The organism is Rhizobium sp. 42MFCr.1, from assembly GCF_000377185.1.
GTDB classification, from domain to species: Bacteria; Pseudomonadota; Alphaproteobacteria; order Rhizobiales; family Rhizobiaceae; genus Rhizobium; species Rhizobium altiplani.
Genome location: NZ_KB897822.1, coordinates 164,540 through 178,455, shown reverse-complemented (window position 1 = coordinate 178,455; position 13,916 = coordinate 164,540). Strand labels below are relative to the sequence as shown.

The 13,916-nt window shown below is 59.6% G+C and carries 13 protein-coding genes and 1 pseudogene; 6 read left to right on the top strand and 8 right to left on the bottom strand.

What is annotated here, in order from left to right; translation table 11 throughout:
* Positions 1-18 precede the first annotated feature (18 nt).
* Positions 19-1,401 carry a Tad domain-containing protein gene (locus C934_RS0107770; protein WP_018856141.1) on the top strand — a complete coding sequence of 461 codons (1,383 nt, stop codon included), beginning with the start codon at positions 19-21 and terminating at the stop codon, positions 1,399-1,401.
* 271 nt (positions 1,402-1,672) lie between these two features.
* Here C934_RS0107770 and C934_RS33570 read toward each other — a convergent pair.
* The 3 genes and pseudogenes from C934_RS33570 to C934_RS0107755 all read right to left on the bottom strand — a co-directional run bounded on the left by C934_RS33570 (position 1,673) and on the right by C934_RS0107755 (position 3,488).
* Positions 1,673-1,967: pseudogene (locus tag C934_RS33570) on the bottom strand (type II toxin-antitoxin system RelE/ParE family toxin).
* Positions 1,967-2,221, bottom strand: a complete 255-nt coding sequence (locus tag C934_RS0107760) for a type II toxin-antitoxin system ParD family antitoxin (RefSeq protein ID WP_018856139.1) — start codon at positions 2,219-2,221, stop codon at positions 1,967-1,969. The pseudogene C934_RS33570 and the gene C934_RS0107760 overlap by 1 nt, the downstream one beginning before the upstream one ends.
* Positions 2,222-3,035: 814 nt before the next feature.
* Positions 3,036-3,488, bottom strand: coding sequence for an MEKHLA domain-containing protein (locus tag C934_RS0107755; protein WP_026371650.1), 453 nt, complete (start codon positions 3,486-3,488; stop codon positions 3,036-3,038).
* 207 nt (positions 3,489-3,695) lie between these two features.
* On the opposite strand from C934_RS0107755, the gene C934_RS0107750 reads away from it, so the two are divergent.
* Positions 3,696-3,980, top strand: coding sequence for a hypothetical protein (locus C934_RS0107750; RefSeq protein WP_245267923.1), 285 nt, complete (start codon positions 3,696-3,698; stop codon positions 3,978-3,980).
* A 235-nt stretch (positions 3,981-4,215) separates the two neighbouring features.
* On the opposite strand, the gene C934_RS0107745 is transcribed toward C934_RS0107750, so the two are convergent.
* A complete protein-coding gene (locus C934_RS0107745; protein ID WP_026371649.1) occupies positions 4,216-5,103 on the bottom strand; it encodes a LysR substrate-binding domain-containing protein in 888 nt (295 codons plus the stop codon).
* A gap of 108 nt (positions 5,104-5,211) precedes the next feature.
* Here C934_RS0107745 and C934_RS0107740 point away from each other — a divergent pair, with 108 nt between their 5' ends.
* The 4 genes from C934_RS0107740 to C934_RS0107725 are packed head-to-tail and all read left to right on the top strand — an operon-like array spanning position 5,212 to position 9,422.
* On the top strand, positions 5,212-6,465 hold the full coding sequence (locus tag C934_RS0107740) for an aromatic ring-hydroxylating oxygenase subunit alpha (RefSeq protein WP_018856135.1): 1,254 nt from the start codon (positions 5,212-5,214) through the stop codon (positions 6,463-6,465).
* The gene (locus tag C934_RS0107735) at positions 6,455-7,543 is read left to right on the top strand and encodes an FAD-binding oxidoreductase (protein ID WP_018856134.1); all 1,089 of its coding nucleotides are present in this window, start codon (positions 6,455-6,457) and stop codon (positions 7,541-7,543) included. Before C934_RS0107740 ends, C934_RS0107735 begins: the two co-directional genes overlap by 11 nt.
* 51 nt (positions 7,544-7,594) lie before the next feature.
* Positions 7,595-8,869: a M24 family metallopeptidase gene (locus C934_RS0107730; RefSeq protein WP_018856133.1), complete on the top strand. Its 1,275-nt coding sequence runs from the start codon at positions 7,595-7,597 to the stop codon at positions 8,867-8,869.
* Positions 8,870-8,927: 58 nt separating this feature from the next.
* Entirely contained in the window at positions 8,928-9,422 is a 495-nt protein-coding gene (locus C934_RS0107725; protein ID WP_018856132.1) for a DUF1643 domain-containing protein, read from the top strand.
* 43 nt (positions 9,423-9,465) lie between these two features.
* Here the strand turns inward: C934_RS0107725 and C934_RS0107720 are convergent, their stop codons facing one another.
* Genes C934_RS0107720 through C934_RS0107705 form a run of 4 tightly spaced genes read right to left on the bottom strand, consistent with a single transcriptional unit; the run spans position 9,466 to position 13,910 of the window.
* Positions 9,466-10,416, bottom strand: coding sequence for an electron transfer flavoprotein subunit alpha/FixB family protein (locus tag C934_RS0107720; RefSeq protein WP_018856131.1), 951 nt, complete (start codon positions 10,414-10,416; stop codon positions 9,466-9,468).
* A gap of 25 nt (positions 10,417-10,441) precedes the next feature.
* Positions 10,442-11,203, bottom strand: coding sequence for an electron transfer flavoprotein subunit beta/FixA family protein (locus C934_RS0107715; RefSeq protein WP_018856130.1), 762 nt, complete (start codon positions 11,201-11,203; stop codon positions 10,442-10,444).
* Positions 11,200-11,835 carry a dimethylsulfonioproprionate lyase family protein gene (locus C934_RS31710; protein ID WP_018856129.1) on the bottom strand — a complete coding sequence of 212 codons (636 nt, stop codon included), beginning with the start codon at positions 11,833-11,835 and terminating at the stop codon, positions 11,200-11,202. Before C934_RS31710 ends, C934_RS0107715 begins: the two co-directional genes overlap by 4 nt.
* A gap of 38 nt (positions 11,836-11,873) precedes the next feature.
* A complete protein-coding gene (locus tag C934_RS0107705; RefSeq protein ID WP_018856128.1) occupies positions 11,874-13,910 on the bottom strand; it encodes an NADH:flavin oxidoreductase in 2,037 nt (678 codons plus the stop codon).
* Between the last annotated feature and the right edge of the window lie 6 nt (positions 13,911-13,916).

Genomic DNA, 13,916 nt, shown 5'->3' with positions numbered 1-13,916 from the left:
CAAGGAAAGGACGATCCAATGTCGTTGATGTCCATGATCTCCCGCTTCCGCAAGGCCGAGGAAGGTGCCGTCCTCCCCTTCGTCGGCATCGTCAGCCTGGCGCTGATCGGGGCAACGGGGTTCGGCATCGACGCGGCCCGCCTGATGCTTCTCCATTCGAGCCTTCAGCGCGCCATCGACGCCGGCGCTCTTTCGACCGTTGCCAAGCTGGACACCGCCACCATCGACGTGGAGCTGCGAAAGTTTGCGGTCGCCAATTTCAACAATGGGGAGATTGGCGGGACGCTCGACAGCCTGACCTGGACCATCAGCTCGGACAACAAGACACTGACCGTCAAGGCATCGGCCAGCGCTCCCGCGACGTTGATGAAAATCCTCGGCGTCCAGACGATCAGCACCAGCGCGGAAAGTATCATCGAACGATCGACCAGCGGCCTTGAACTGGCACTTGTTCTCGACAACACCGGCTCCATGAAGGGAACGCCGCTCACGAGCCTCAAGTCCGCGGCCAACACACTGGTGAACATCCTTTACGGCAACGACGAAGTTGCCGAAAACCTCTATGTCGGCATCGTTCCCTTCTCGCAGTCGGTCAATGTCGGGACCAGCCATACCAGCTGGATGAAGTCCGGCTCCATCGCCGCGCTAGACTGGGGAGGGACAGGGACATCATGGGGCGGCTGCGTCGCGGCGCAGGCCGTCAAGGCGAACGACATTTCCGACGCGGTTCCCTCCAGCAAGCCGATCACGCCCTATTACTGGCCAGACGGCACGGGTAACGACTGGATCAGCGTCGACAAGAATGGCAAAAAAACATACGCCACGAATCTCGGCAGGTCCCTCGGTCCCAACAAGAACTGCCCCGCCGAGGTAACGCGCCTGACCCCCAAGAAGGCAACGGTTGTTGCCGCCATCTCGGCGATGGAGGCGGTGGGCAACACCCACATCAACTTCGGGGCCGTGTGGGGCTGGCGGATGTTGTCTCCCAAATGGCGTGGTCTCTGGGGCGGCGACATGTCGACCTACAATCTGCCTCTCGACTACTACACGAAGAACATGAACAAGGCGGCAGTCATCATGACCGACGGCGAGAACACGATGTCGGCAGACGTCTACAGCGCTTATGGCTGGCTTGCCGACAAGAAACTTGGGACGAGCAACGAGACGGCCGCGGAGACGGAACTCGACAACCGTCTGACCTCGGTCTGCACGGCGATGAAGAACTCCGGCATCATCATTTACACGATCGCCTTCAATGGGCCCAGCGAAGCCACCCAGGACCTCCTGCGCAACTGCGCCAGCCAGAACGCCTTCTTCTTCAACTCGCCGACAACCGCCGCGCTCCAGTCGGCCTTCAAGCAGATCGGGGATTCACTCTCCAACCTCCGTGTCAGCAAATAGAAATCGCGCGATAGTGACGAATGCCTCTCCATCAGACGCGGACCCACAATATGTCCGACTGTAGGAACAGATGCTGGCTGCCGATAGGCACTCTTCACTACTGAGAGCAACGCGGTCACATCTTCAGCTGTGTTATCTGGCTGTCCCTTGGGGAGGATCGTCCTGATCAGTGTTGGAGCGGATCGACGTAAGTCGAGGCAGCTTGCGGGTTGGGGAGCTCTGCTGCCGGGAAGTCCAAAGCCTTAGTTGCAAAACGCGATACTGCGGCGCGTTAGAGGGAGTTTCCAATCCAATCTTCGTGACAATGACGGATACGGATCACGAGAACGCTCCCATCATCGTTGATCCGATAGATTACCAGGTGAGCCTTGAATGTATGGATTCTGACAGGCGGCGAAATCTCATGGCGCTCACGCGTCATTCGAGGACTCGCGGCTATGAGATCGAGCACATCAAAAAGCTCATCGTGATATCGTTTGGCGGCCAAGGATCCGAAGTTGCGGATACCTTGTTCGGCGATTGAGACGATAATCCTCTTCCGCTTCAACAGAGAGCCTGAATGGCATCAATCACGTCTGCGGATGATCTCGGCACGCGCAACGGCAGCGGAAAACAACTCGTCCTTCGAACGGCCTCCTACGCCGCTTTTGATTCCGTCATCGAAGAAACGTTGCATCTCCGCAATTTTGTTGGTCCGGGCCCGGTCTCTGCGGATAAGGTCTCGAACGTAGTCACTCGCGTTCGAATATCGACCGGTCTTGGCTTGCGCTTCGACCCAGTCTTTCATCGGGTCCGGCAGGGATACACTCATGGTTGCCATTAGAGTCTCCTTGAGGTCTCAAGGCTACCTTGTGATGGCAAAGTTTGTCAAACTATTGAAGCCCCTAAGAAAGCTCCTGAAAGGGGTTCTGCGATTGGCGGCCTAACCCCAACTGCAAGTCCAGCGCATTCCGCGGCCAGGACGGCGACAAGTAAGGTCGCGGCCACAGGAATGCGTAAAGGTCATTGCGGTTCGCCCACTTCCACTGCCGCGCGGAATTGCCTCGCGTGCAGCGATGTGAGCGTCCGCGGGGCAGGTGCCTGAGCTTGCCTTTTGAGTTTTTGTCGGTGGGGTGACTGGGTTTTTAATTGTGCGTTTTGCGGGTGCTGTTATTGCCACGCAAAGACCGTCTCGTTCTTGGTAATTTTGGGCACAGACGAGCGGGCAGATCCGGATCTTCTGCATGCGAAGTTGCTCAAGGAGCACCGATTCTTGACCCATGTGTGTCAAATCCTCTTGCGCGATTTGTAATGCGTTCGCGCCGAGGCGCTACGCCGCACGCCTTCTCATCGTTCCCGGCCGCCATCAACCCCTACGGCAGGCACGTTGCTGATCCGATCACAACCGCCTCGATCTCGACTCCATTTCCGTAAATTCTGCAAAGGCGTCTCGATCGCACTTTCGACGTGGCGTGGTTGGTAAAGCAAGAAGCAGGGACGCAATCGCAATGCACGAGGAGACGAATGGGTAAGTGCCGTCTCGCGAGTTTCATGCCGACATCAACGGCGCAAACACCAGGTGATTGCCGTGGAACTCCAAGTCACTGGCCAAGCAATCCGGCATGCCATTGGTCCCGGTGCGCTCCCCAATAAGCTTATGCTTCCGTCCAGCTGGAGAACGTGGCAGCCTGCCCCAGCCGTATTCCGGCTTCTGACCGCAGTTCCCAGACGAGCCCGTCCTCCATCCAAAAATGCGCGCCGGACTTGCGAACTCTAAGTCCACGGTAATTCGCGATAAATCCTTGCCGTGCGACTGCATCGAGAAGCGCCTGGCGCTCCAGTCGATCCGGCGCTTCAGCTGATAATCGAGAAGGCAATTTCGTAAACTCGTCCCACGAGTATCCGAAACATCGCTGTGCCGTGAGATTTGCATAAATGAACCGAGGGTCCCGCTCGGTATTGTGAGCGACAACCACAAAAGGGGCGTCAAAGAAGAGCCATTCGGCTCCCTGCCCTGGCTCAACAAGCGGTCGGCCGACAGCACGCAGACAGCTTTGCGCAAGGAGTTCGAAGAAGGCTTGACTGGTTGAAGGCTCATCAGGCGACATTTGGCTATCCTTACTCCCGTTTGGGCTCTTGTTGAGGCGCGCCATGATGCCGCCGACTTTGACACCAAGAACCAGGATAAGGTCGCTGGCGTGTGATCCGGCCACCTTAAGCTATTTTTCAAATCCACTACCGATATCGGAGTTGCAATGAAAACGATACTTACCTGGGCAGTCATGGCCTCTTGCGGCGTTGCCGCTCTATTGCCGATGGCCGCGCCTGCATCTGCCCAGGAGTGGCGAAGGCCACATTATGACGATCCGCCGCCTCCACGGCGGCGCCATCACCATCACGACAATGGCGCCGCGATTGCCGGTGGTCTGGCTGCCGGCGTCATCGGCGGTTTGATCGGTGGCGCGATCGTAAACAACAGCGGGCCCCGCTACATCGATCCGCCGCCTCCACCACCGCCGCGTTGCTGGTTCGAAGACCGGCGAGTGCCAAATGCCTACGATGGTGGATGGCATATGGAGAGCATGCGCGTTTGCCAGTAGCAATTGGCTGATGTTTTTCAGGTCTCAGCGCCTCGTTGCAATGTCAACGTGGCGCTGGCCACGCTGCATAGATCAGACGCTAGATATCAACGACAATTTCGGGATGGCTTCAAACGTGCTCGCAGGTGCCCGGCCAGCGCGCTTGGCTGGGTAAGAAATGGCTGGGATTCAGATTTATTGCACGACTTGAAGCCAATGGCTGTTGTCGCTTAGGCGAGGACGGCAGGCAGCACAATCACTTGTGAAGCGCAGCGGTAAGCCACGACGAGGCCCGGTCGATCGCCACCGTCCTTCTGGATTTCAATGGCAGCAGGACATTGTACCGGCCTTCCGGGGACAGTCTCGTCTCATCGAGCGCCACCAACGTGCCGTCATCAAGGAATGTCTGAACAAGGGTGCCCCAGCCAAGCGCAACCCCCTGACCAGCGCGCGCAGCGAAGATCGTCTCCGTGTAGTGACTGAAGCGCAGAGACGGCTTCACCTCGAAGTGCACGCCAAGTTCGGCGAGCCATTGGCCCCACGACAGCCAGGATCGGTCTTCAGCATCGGTCTCGATGAACTCGTCAGTCGCGGCCAATGGGCCGTTGCCGCGCCGGTCGAGGTAGCCCGGCGAGCAGACGAGCATTATGACGTCACCGCGCGAGGCGACCACCGTTGCGTCGTTGAAAGGTGGCAGCCCGAAACGGATGGCAAGATCGACGGCACCGCTGTCCAGATCGATTTTCGCATCCTGGGAGATGACGCGGATCTGAATGCCCGGATTCTGGGCGCGAAAATCGGCGAGACGCGGAAGCAGCCAGAAAGACGAGAAGGCCACGGTCGCGCCGATGGTGACGACATCCTGAGCCGCCCCCTTGATGGCATCGATCGCATCGGAAATGTTCGAGAAACTCTGCGCGAGCGACGCACCCAGCACGAGGCAGGCGGCAGTCGGCTCGATCGCGCGGTGCTTGCGCACGAACATTGGCTGCCCCAGCTCTTCTTCCAGCAGCGCGATTTGCCTGCTGACGGCCGCCTGGGTAACCCCGAGCTCGCCTGCCGCAAGGGTAAAACTCTTTCGGCGAAGGACCGCTTCCAGCATGATCAGCGCCGTCATCGACGGCAAGCGCCTGCGAAACTGCATTTCATGCCCCGTCACATTACCATTCGTTATGCGAACGTGAGAATTAATGCCGTTGAAGAGCCTTGAGAGCAAGAGCAGTTTGCATGAAGGCAAGCATAAGGGGCTCTCATGCTAAACAAACTTCCCTCTTCCATCTCCGCCCTTCTCGACGCTCGCACGAACGGGCACTCGCTGCCCGCCGGCCTCTATACGCGTGAAGACGTCTTCGAAGCGGATATCGACGTTTTCTTCCACAAACACTGGATCTGCATCGGTCTCGACTGCGATGTGCCGGAAGCTGGCGACGCCACTGTCATCGACATCGGCAAGACGAGCCTCATCCTTTTGCGAGATGACGACGGCGACATTCGGGTGCTGCACAACGTCTGTCGCCACCGTGGCTCGCGCCTGTTGGATGCAGGAAAGACGATCGTTTCAAAGCTGGTCTGCCCCTACCACACCTGGACCTACGAGCTTACGGGAGAGCTCAGCTATGCTCCCCACATGGGCAAGGACTTCGACAAGGACTGTCACGGACTGAAGCCCGTGACCTTCAAGTCGATCGGCGGGCTTATCTATGCCTGCCTTTCCGACACCCCACCAGAGGACATCGACGTCCTCGAACGCACGATGGTCGAGCGCCTTGCTCCCTACGACATCCGCAATGCGAAGGTTGCGCATCAGACAGACGTGATCGAGGACGGCAACTGGAAGCTGACGATGGAGAACAATCGTGAGTGCTACCACTGTTCGGCAAACCATCCCGAGCTCTGCGTATCCTTCGTCGACCTCGACTTCGGCTTCGACCCGGAAACCTTGAGCCCGGAGGATCGTGCGCAGGCTGAAGAGCATTTCCGGCTGTATGAGGAGCGGACCAGGGCATGGGAGGCGGATGGCTTCCCATCTGCTGCCGTCGAGCAACTCTCCGACTGCGCCACGAATTTCCGCACGCAAAGGCTGATCATCGCCGGCGCAGGCGAGTCCCAGACCCATGACGCCACCGCAGCGTCATCGAAGCTGCTCGGCCAGATAACGCGGAAGGACCTGGGGGACACCCATCTCTGGGGTCACAACTCCTGGAACCACTTCATGGGCGATCATGCTGTGATCGCCATCGTGATCCCGCTGTCCGCGGGCAAGACGCTCGTGCGGACGAAGTGGCTGGTGCACAAGGATGCAGTCGAGGGCGTCGATTACGATCATGACAAGCTCACTGACGTCTGGATTGCAACAACCGACCAGGACGCTGACCTGGTGGCGCGCTCCCATGCCGGCGCGCTCGATCCTGCTTACCTGCCGGGCCCCTACTCGCAATTCTCGGAGACGAACCTCGACAAGTTCGCAAGCTGGTATATCGATCGGATGCGCGCAAATGGATATTGATTTCGCACTGAAACAGGGCGGCTCAGTCTCGCGCGATACATGGGATCCCGAGCACGACGACACATTGGTGTGCCTGGACGTCCATCAGGAAACCCACGACGTCAAGAGCTTCACCTTTGCGTCGCCGCAAGGCAAGCGCTTCAGCTTCGATGGCGGGCAATACTTCCTCTTCGACTTCCCGATTGGCGATGACGCCGAGGCCCGCTGCTACAGCATCTCCTCGTCACCGCACCGCTCCAACGCTTTCACCGTGACGGTGAAGCGCGTCGTGAACGGAAGAATATCGAACTGGCTTCATGACAACATGCAAAGCGGGATGACCGTGAAGGCTCAGGGCCCGCTCGGCTATTTCGTCTGCCCGCGCGTTGCCGCGCCGAAGCTTCTGCTTCTTTCCGGCGGCTCCGGCATTACGCCCGTCATGTCCATTCTGCGCGGTCTGGCGGATCGCTGCGAGCCTGCCGACATCGTCTTTCTTCATGCCGCCCGCTCGCCGGTCGACCTGATCTTTCGCGATGAGTTGAGCTGTCTTGCGGCACGAATGAAGGGTCTTCGCCTGCAGTTTCTGCCCGAAAGCGTCGATGGAGAGCCATCCTGGCCGGGGCTGACGGGGCGCATCTCGCCCGAATTCCTGAAGCTCGCCGTGCCTGATATCGCGGAAAGAACCGTGATGTGCTGCGGTCCAGCACCTTTCATGGCCGCGGCACGCTCGATCACCGCACAACTCGGCGTGCCCCAGGGGAGCTACATCGAAGAGAGCTTCGATGCCGCCATCATCGAGGAACCGGCGGCCATCGGCGAGGCCACGATGCCAAACAAGGTTTTCCAGGTCGAGTTCGCCAAACAATCGAAAAAGATAGAGGTCGCAGACGACCAGACGGTGCTTTCCTGCGCCAAGAAATCGGGCGTGCGGCTGCCGTCATCCTGCTCCAACGGCGTCTGCGGTACCTGCAAGTCGAAGCTGGTTTCCGGTGCGGTGGATATGAACCACAATGGCGGCATAAGGCAAAGAGAGATCGACGCCGGATTATTCCTGCCTTGCTGCTCCAAGCCTCTCAGCGACTTGGTGATTGACCGCTAGGCCCGGCACAGGCCCGGCACACTATCCTTCGACAACAATTAGGGATCGACCATGCTGCTTAGCGACAGCATTTCCGACCAGGGCTCCTCGGTATTCAAGGACGAACGCAAGCAGGCCTATCTCAATCCGGCAGGAGCCGACCGGCCGCTCATCAGTCCGATCCCCCTCCAGACGCTCGATGCCGCGCGGCGATATCGTCTGAACCGCCTTCGATCGAAAATGCGGGAATGGGATTGTTCGGCGCTACTCTTATACGATCCCGTCAACATCCGTTATGCGTTCGATTCATCGAACATGAGCATCTGGACAATGCATAACCCATCCCGATATGCGCTCATTCTGGCTGATGGGCCTGCAATCATGTTCGAATTCGAGGGCGCGGAGCACGTCAATGACGGACTTCCCGGTATCGATGAAATCCGGACGTCGAAATCCTTCCTGTTCTTCACGTCAGGCAATCTGGTCGAGCAAAGGAAGCAGGACTGGGCCGACGAGATTGCAGATGTCCTGACGTCCCATGGTCGCAATAAGAGGCTAGCGGTCGACAGGCTGGAACCAGCGCCAGCATCCGAGCTTCGAAAGCGCGGTTTTCAGTTGCTCGACGGCCAGGAGCTGGCCGAACGAGCGCGCTCGATCAAAAGCCCCGAAGAAATCGAACTGATGCGCTGGACGATCCGGGTGTGTGAAGCCGGCATGGCGCGCATGTACGAGATGTCCGAGCCCGGACGAACCGAGCGGGAAATCTGGGCGGAGCTACACTTTGAAAACGCCCGAAGCGGCGGCGAGTGGCTCGAGACGAAGCTGTTGACCGCCGGCCCACGGACGAATCCCTGGTACCAGGAGTGCTCCGACTACGTGACAAAGCGCGGCGAGATGATCTCTTTCGATACCGACATGATCGGACCATACGGATATTGCGCCGACCTCTCGCGCTCATGGACCTGCGGCCATGTGCCAATGAATGACAGGCAAAGGGAGCTTTATTCCGCAGCACTGGACCAGATCGAGCACAACCTCTCGATCATTCGTCCGGGCATGACATTCGTCGAATTCAACGAAAGAAGCTGGCGCATTCCTGAAAAGTACCAGCCTTATCGCTATACTCTGGCAGTGCATGGGACAGGAATGGCCGACGAATGGCCCGGCATCCTGCTCCACCCCGATTTCGACCCGAACTTCGGCGGTTTCATTGAAGAGAACATGGTTCTCAATGTCGAAAGTCTGATCGCGGAGGCAGGCTCGGAGAGCATAAAGCTGGAAACTCAAGTGCTTGTCACATCCCGTGGGGCGGAGCGGCTGGATTCTTTCCCCTGGGAGGACATCTGAAGCAGTGGCGGCGCCCGGTCTGGCAACGCATCAGGATTGGCAGATGACGGAAAGGCGAATGAGCGACTTCACCATCTCGTCTGCACTGTTTTCAGACTGTGGCTGCTACCGTTACCGGCTGGAGCGGCAGTGGGACCCTCGCAAGGAAGCTGTTGGCTTCCTGATGCTCAATCCGTCCACCGCCGACGCCCACAGCGTTGATCCGACGCTTCGCAGATGTATCGCCTTTGCAAAATCATGGGGGTTCGGTGGTCTTGTTGTCGGAAATCTCTTTGCTCTCCGATCGCCCAAGCCAAAGCTGATCTACGAATGCGCGGACCCCGTTGGGCCGGAAAACGATCGCTACTTGCGTAAAATGCCCGAAAGCTGCGAGCGCATCGTCTGCGGTTGGGGAAGGCATGGCGCCTACCTTGATCGAGCCTCCGGCGTTTGTCGAATGCTTGCAACATCGAAGCTCTACGCGCTTGAGGTCACGGCGGGCGGGTACCCGTCCCACCCGCTCTATATTTCCGCCGCAGCCGAACCAAAGCCATTCCAAATCCTGAACCCATGATTTCCCCAGCCGCACCCGATCGACAAGGCGCATTATCGCTGGGCTAGACGGACTGCCCCAGCTCCGGCAGGACGTCGAAGAGATCGGCGACGAGGCCGTAGTCGGCAACCTGGAAGATCGGAGCTTCCTCGTCCTTGTTGATGGCGACGATGACCTTCGAATCCTTCATGCCGGCGAGGTGCTGGATGGCGCCTGAGATGCCGCAGGCGATGTAGAGATCAGGAGCGACGACCTTGCCGGTCTGGCCGACCTGCCAGTCGTTCGGGGCGTAACCGGCATCGACGGCAGCGCGCGAGGCGCCGACGGCAGCACCGAGCTTGTCGGCGACCGGCAGGATGACTTCCTTGAACTTCTCGGCAGAGCCGAGGGCACGGCCACCGGAGATGATGATCTTCGCAGACGTCAGTTCCGGGCGGTCGGAGGCCGACAGTGCGTCCTTGACGAAGGTCGACAGTGGCGATGAAGAAAGAGCTGCCGTCGAGATTTCCTCGACGGCAGCAGTTAGGCCTTGGGGAACGGCCTGGGAGAACGACGCGGTACGCACGGTGATGACTCGTCTGACGTCGGTCGCCTGCACCGTCTGGATGGCGTTGCCGGCATAGATCGGCCGCTTGAAGGTGTCAGCGGAAACCACCTCGATGATCTCGGAGACCTGCGCGACATCGAGCAGGGCTGCGACGCGCGGCATGACGTTCTTGCCGGTCGAGGTGGCGGCGGCGATGATCGTATCATAGCTTGCGGCCAGCGAAACGATCAGGGCGGCCAGCGGCTCGGCCAGATTGTTGGCAAGGCTTGCGTCCTCGGCAACCAGCACCCTGGACACGCCCGAGAGCTTGGCAGCCTGTTCGGCCGCGGCCTTGGCGCCGGCGCCGGCGACAAGCACGGTCACTTCGCTTCCCTGTTCCTTGGCGATCTGTGTCGCCGCCGTCAGCGTCTTGGCGGTCTGGTCGGAAAGGTGGCTGCCGTCGTGATCAGCCAGAAGAAGAATGGCCATGGATATATCTCCCTTTCTCGAACCTTTAAAGCACGCCGGCTTCGACTTTAAGCTTCTCGACCAGCTCGGCGACCGACTTGACCTTGACGCCTGCCTTGCGGCCGGACGGCTCCTCGGTCTTCAAGACCATCAGACGCGGCGCGGTGGAGACGCCGAAGTCGGCCGGCGTCTTCTTGTCGAGCGGCTTCTTCTTCGCCTTCATGATGTTCGGCAGCGAGGCGTAGCGCGGCTCGTTCAAGCGCAGATCTGATGTGACGACGGCCGGCAGCTTGACCTCGATCGTCTGCAGGCCGCCATCGACCTCGCGGGTCACCTGGGCCTTGCCCCCAGGGCCAGCAGCTTCGATCTCGATCTTCGAGGCGAAGGTCGCTTGCGCCGTGCCGAGCAGGGCCGCCAGCATCTGGCCGGTCTGGTTGCTGTCGTCATCGATCGCCTGCTTGCCTGTGATGATCAGGCCCGGCAGTTCGGCGTCGACGACGCCCTTGAGGATCTTGGCCACAGTGAGCGGTTCGACGGCATCGTCGGTCTCCACCAGGATGGCGCGGTCGGCACCCATGGCAAGTGCTGTGCGCAGCGTCTCTTCGGCCTTGGCCGGGCCGATCGAGACGACGATCACCTCCTCGGCCTTGCCGGCTTCCTTCAGCCGCAGCGCCTCCTCGACCGAGATCTCGTCGAACGGGTTCATCGACATCTTCACATTCGAAAGCTCGACGCCTGTGCCATCCGGCTTCACGCGGATCTTCACGTTGTAATCAACCACCCGCTTGACGGGGACGAGAATTTTCATGGCTGCACCTGTCCGTTAGAGTTCGGGGTCGAACCAGCGCCTCGTTTGGGCAGGAGCACCCAGAACGCAAACAGCGGCTGATCCGTCGATCGCATGGCATGCCTTATCCCTGGCGGGTTGTAGAAGGATCCGCCGATACCAGGTGAGAACCAGCCAGAGTCCCCATGCCGGAACTCTCCCTCGGACATCACCAGATAGATCTCTTCGGGGGCATGGTCGTGATCGGGATATCGCACATTCGGCGCCATCAATGTGGCACCAAACCAGACGTCGTTGCGCTCCTCCAGGCCTCCCGGCCCGACGATCATCGCGTTCGCATGCCCGTCCTGAAAGTTTTCACTTGCGGTGCCGGATATGTCCTGGCGATGCCGCCAGATAAGGAGGGGTTCAACTGCCTGGAAGCAAGCGAGGAGTTCCCCAAGCACCGGTGAACCGACGTCGACCGAAATCTTCGACAAGAACTGGCACACCGGTAGCTGTCGCCCGTTTTCCGACAGCTGTCCGCCTGACGTCTGAAGCACCGAAAATGCCTGACCGAGCGAACGGCGGGCTTCCGGATCCCTGGCATGTTCATCGAACGCCAGATAGGCGGCGTCGATTAGAAGCTGTAGCTGTTCGGCCCGTTGTGCCACTGACAAACCTCCGTCTGCTAGGATGCGTCTTTCGTGGTCTAGAGATCCTTCGCGATGCGCAGGCCATCGTAGATGGCCGCATGGGTATTGCGCGCTGCGACCGCATCGCCGATGCGGAAGAGCTGGAATGTTCCCTCCACATTGCGGACGACGGACTGCCGCTCGCCTGACAGGAGTTGGTCGTACGAGGTCTCGCCGAGATTGCTCGACAGAGGCTTGAGGTCGAAATAGAGGTCGTCGAGCGGGATCGTGCCGTGGTTGACGACAATCTGGTCGACGACGCGCTGTTTTGATACGCCGCCGTAATCACTTCCGACGCTGGCAACGATCTGGTTTCCGTTCCTTTCGGCGGCCTCGAGGCGGAATGTAACTGTGAATGTCACGTCCAGCTTCTGAAGAGACCGCATGTAGGGAACAAGGTTCATGGCCATGACCTCGGGCGCGAAGGAACGATCGGGCGTCATGATCTCGACCTTTGCTCCGGCCTTGGCCAGAAATTCGGCGGCCTGCAGGCCCGCGTGGTCTCCGGCATCGTCGAAGACGAGAACGTTCGAACCCGGCTTCACGTCTCCTGAGATGATATCCCAGGACGACACGACAAGATCGTTGCCCTTGGTCAGAACCTCCGTGTGAGGAAGGCCGCCTGTCGCGATGATGACGACGTCTGGCTTCTCCGCGGTGATCGTGTCCTCCTCGGCCCATGTATTGAAACGGAAGACGACGCCGTGTTTTTCGCACTGGGCCATCCGCCAGTCGATGATGCTGATCATCTCTCGGCGACGTTCGCTCTGGGCGGTCAGCCGGATCTGTCCGCCCGGATTGCTTGCCGCCTCGAAGACGATCACCTCGTGACCGCGCTCGGCGGCGACCCGGGCCGCTTCGAGGCCGGCCGGGCCAGCTCCGACCACGACAACTTTCCTGCGGACTTCGGCCTTTGGGACGATGTGCGGCATCGTCTCCTCTCGCCCGGTGGCAGCGTTGTGGATACAGAACGCCATGCCGCCCTGATAAATGCGGTCAAGACAGTAATTGGCCCCGACGCATGGGCGAATGTCTTCTTCCCGTTTCTCAATGATCTTGCGGACGATATGAGGATCGGTCATGTGCGCACGCGTCATGCCGACCATGTCGACCTTCCCGGCCGCAATTGCGTGACGAGCCGTGGCGACATCGGGGATCTTGGCGGCATGGAAGGTTGGGAAGTTGGTCGCCGCCCTGATTTCCCCGGCAAAGTCGAGGTGCGGCGAGTTGGCCATACCCTGGATCGGAATGACATCCGTCAGCCCCGGATCAGTGTCGATATGACCACGGATGACGTTCAAATAGTCGATGAGGCCGCTGTCGCGTAGCCTGCGGGAGATTTCAATGCCCTCTTCCTTGCCGGTGCCGCCAGGAAGGCGTTCGTCAGCGGTGTAGCGAACACCGAGGATGAAGTCGTTGCCGACCCTCTCGCGCATCGCCTTGAAGACATCGAGACAGAAGCGCATGCGGTTTTCGAGCGATCCGCCGTAAGGGCCCTCGAGTTCGTTGGTCAATGGCGAAGCGAACTGGTCGATCAGATGGCCGTAGGCCTCGAGTTCAACGCCGTCCATCCCGCCGGCTTTCATGCGCTCGGCGGCGTCGGCAAAGTCCTTGATGATGCGCTCGATATCCCAATCTTCCAGCTTCTTCGGAAATGCTCGATGTGCAGCTTCGCGGTGGTGAGACGGAGCAACGACGGGGAGCCAGTCACCCTTGTCCCAGCGCGTTCGCCTGCCGAGGTGCGTGAGCTGAATCATGATCGCAGCGCCCTCTTCATGGACGGCGTCCGTCATCTCCCTGACCCAGGGCACGATCTCGTCCTTGTACGCCAGGAGATTGTTGAAGACCGGTGGACTGTCCTTGGACACGGCTGCCGATCCGGCAGTCATAGTCATGGCAACGCCGCCTTTGGCCCGCTCGACCGTATAGGCCCGGTAGCGCTCCTTGGGCATGCCATCCTCGGGATAGGCTGGCTCATGGGATGTCACGATGATGCGGTTGCGTAGCGTCAGATGCTTGAGTTGATACGGCTGCAGCAGGGGATCGTTCGACATCTGTCA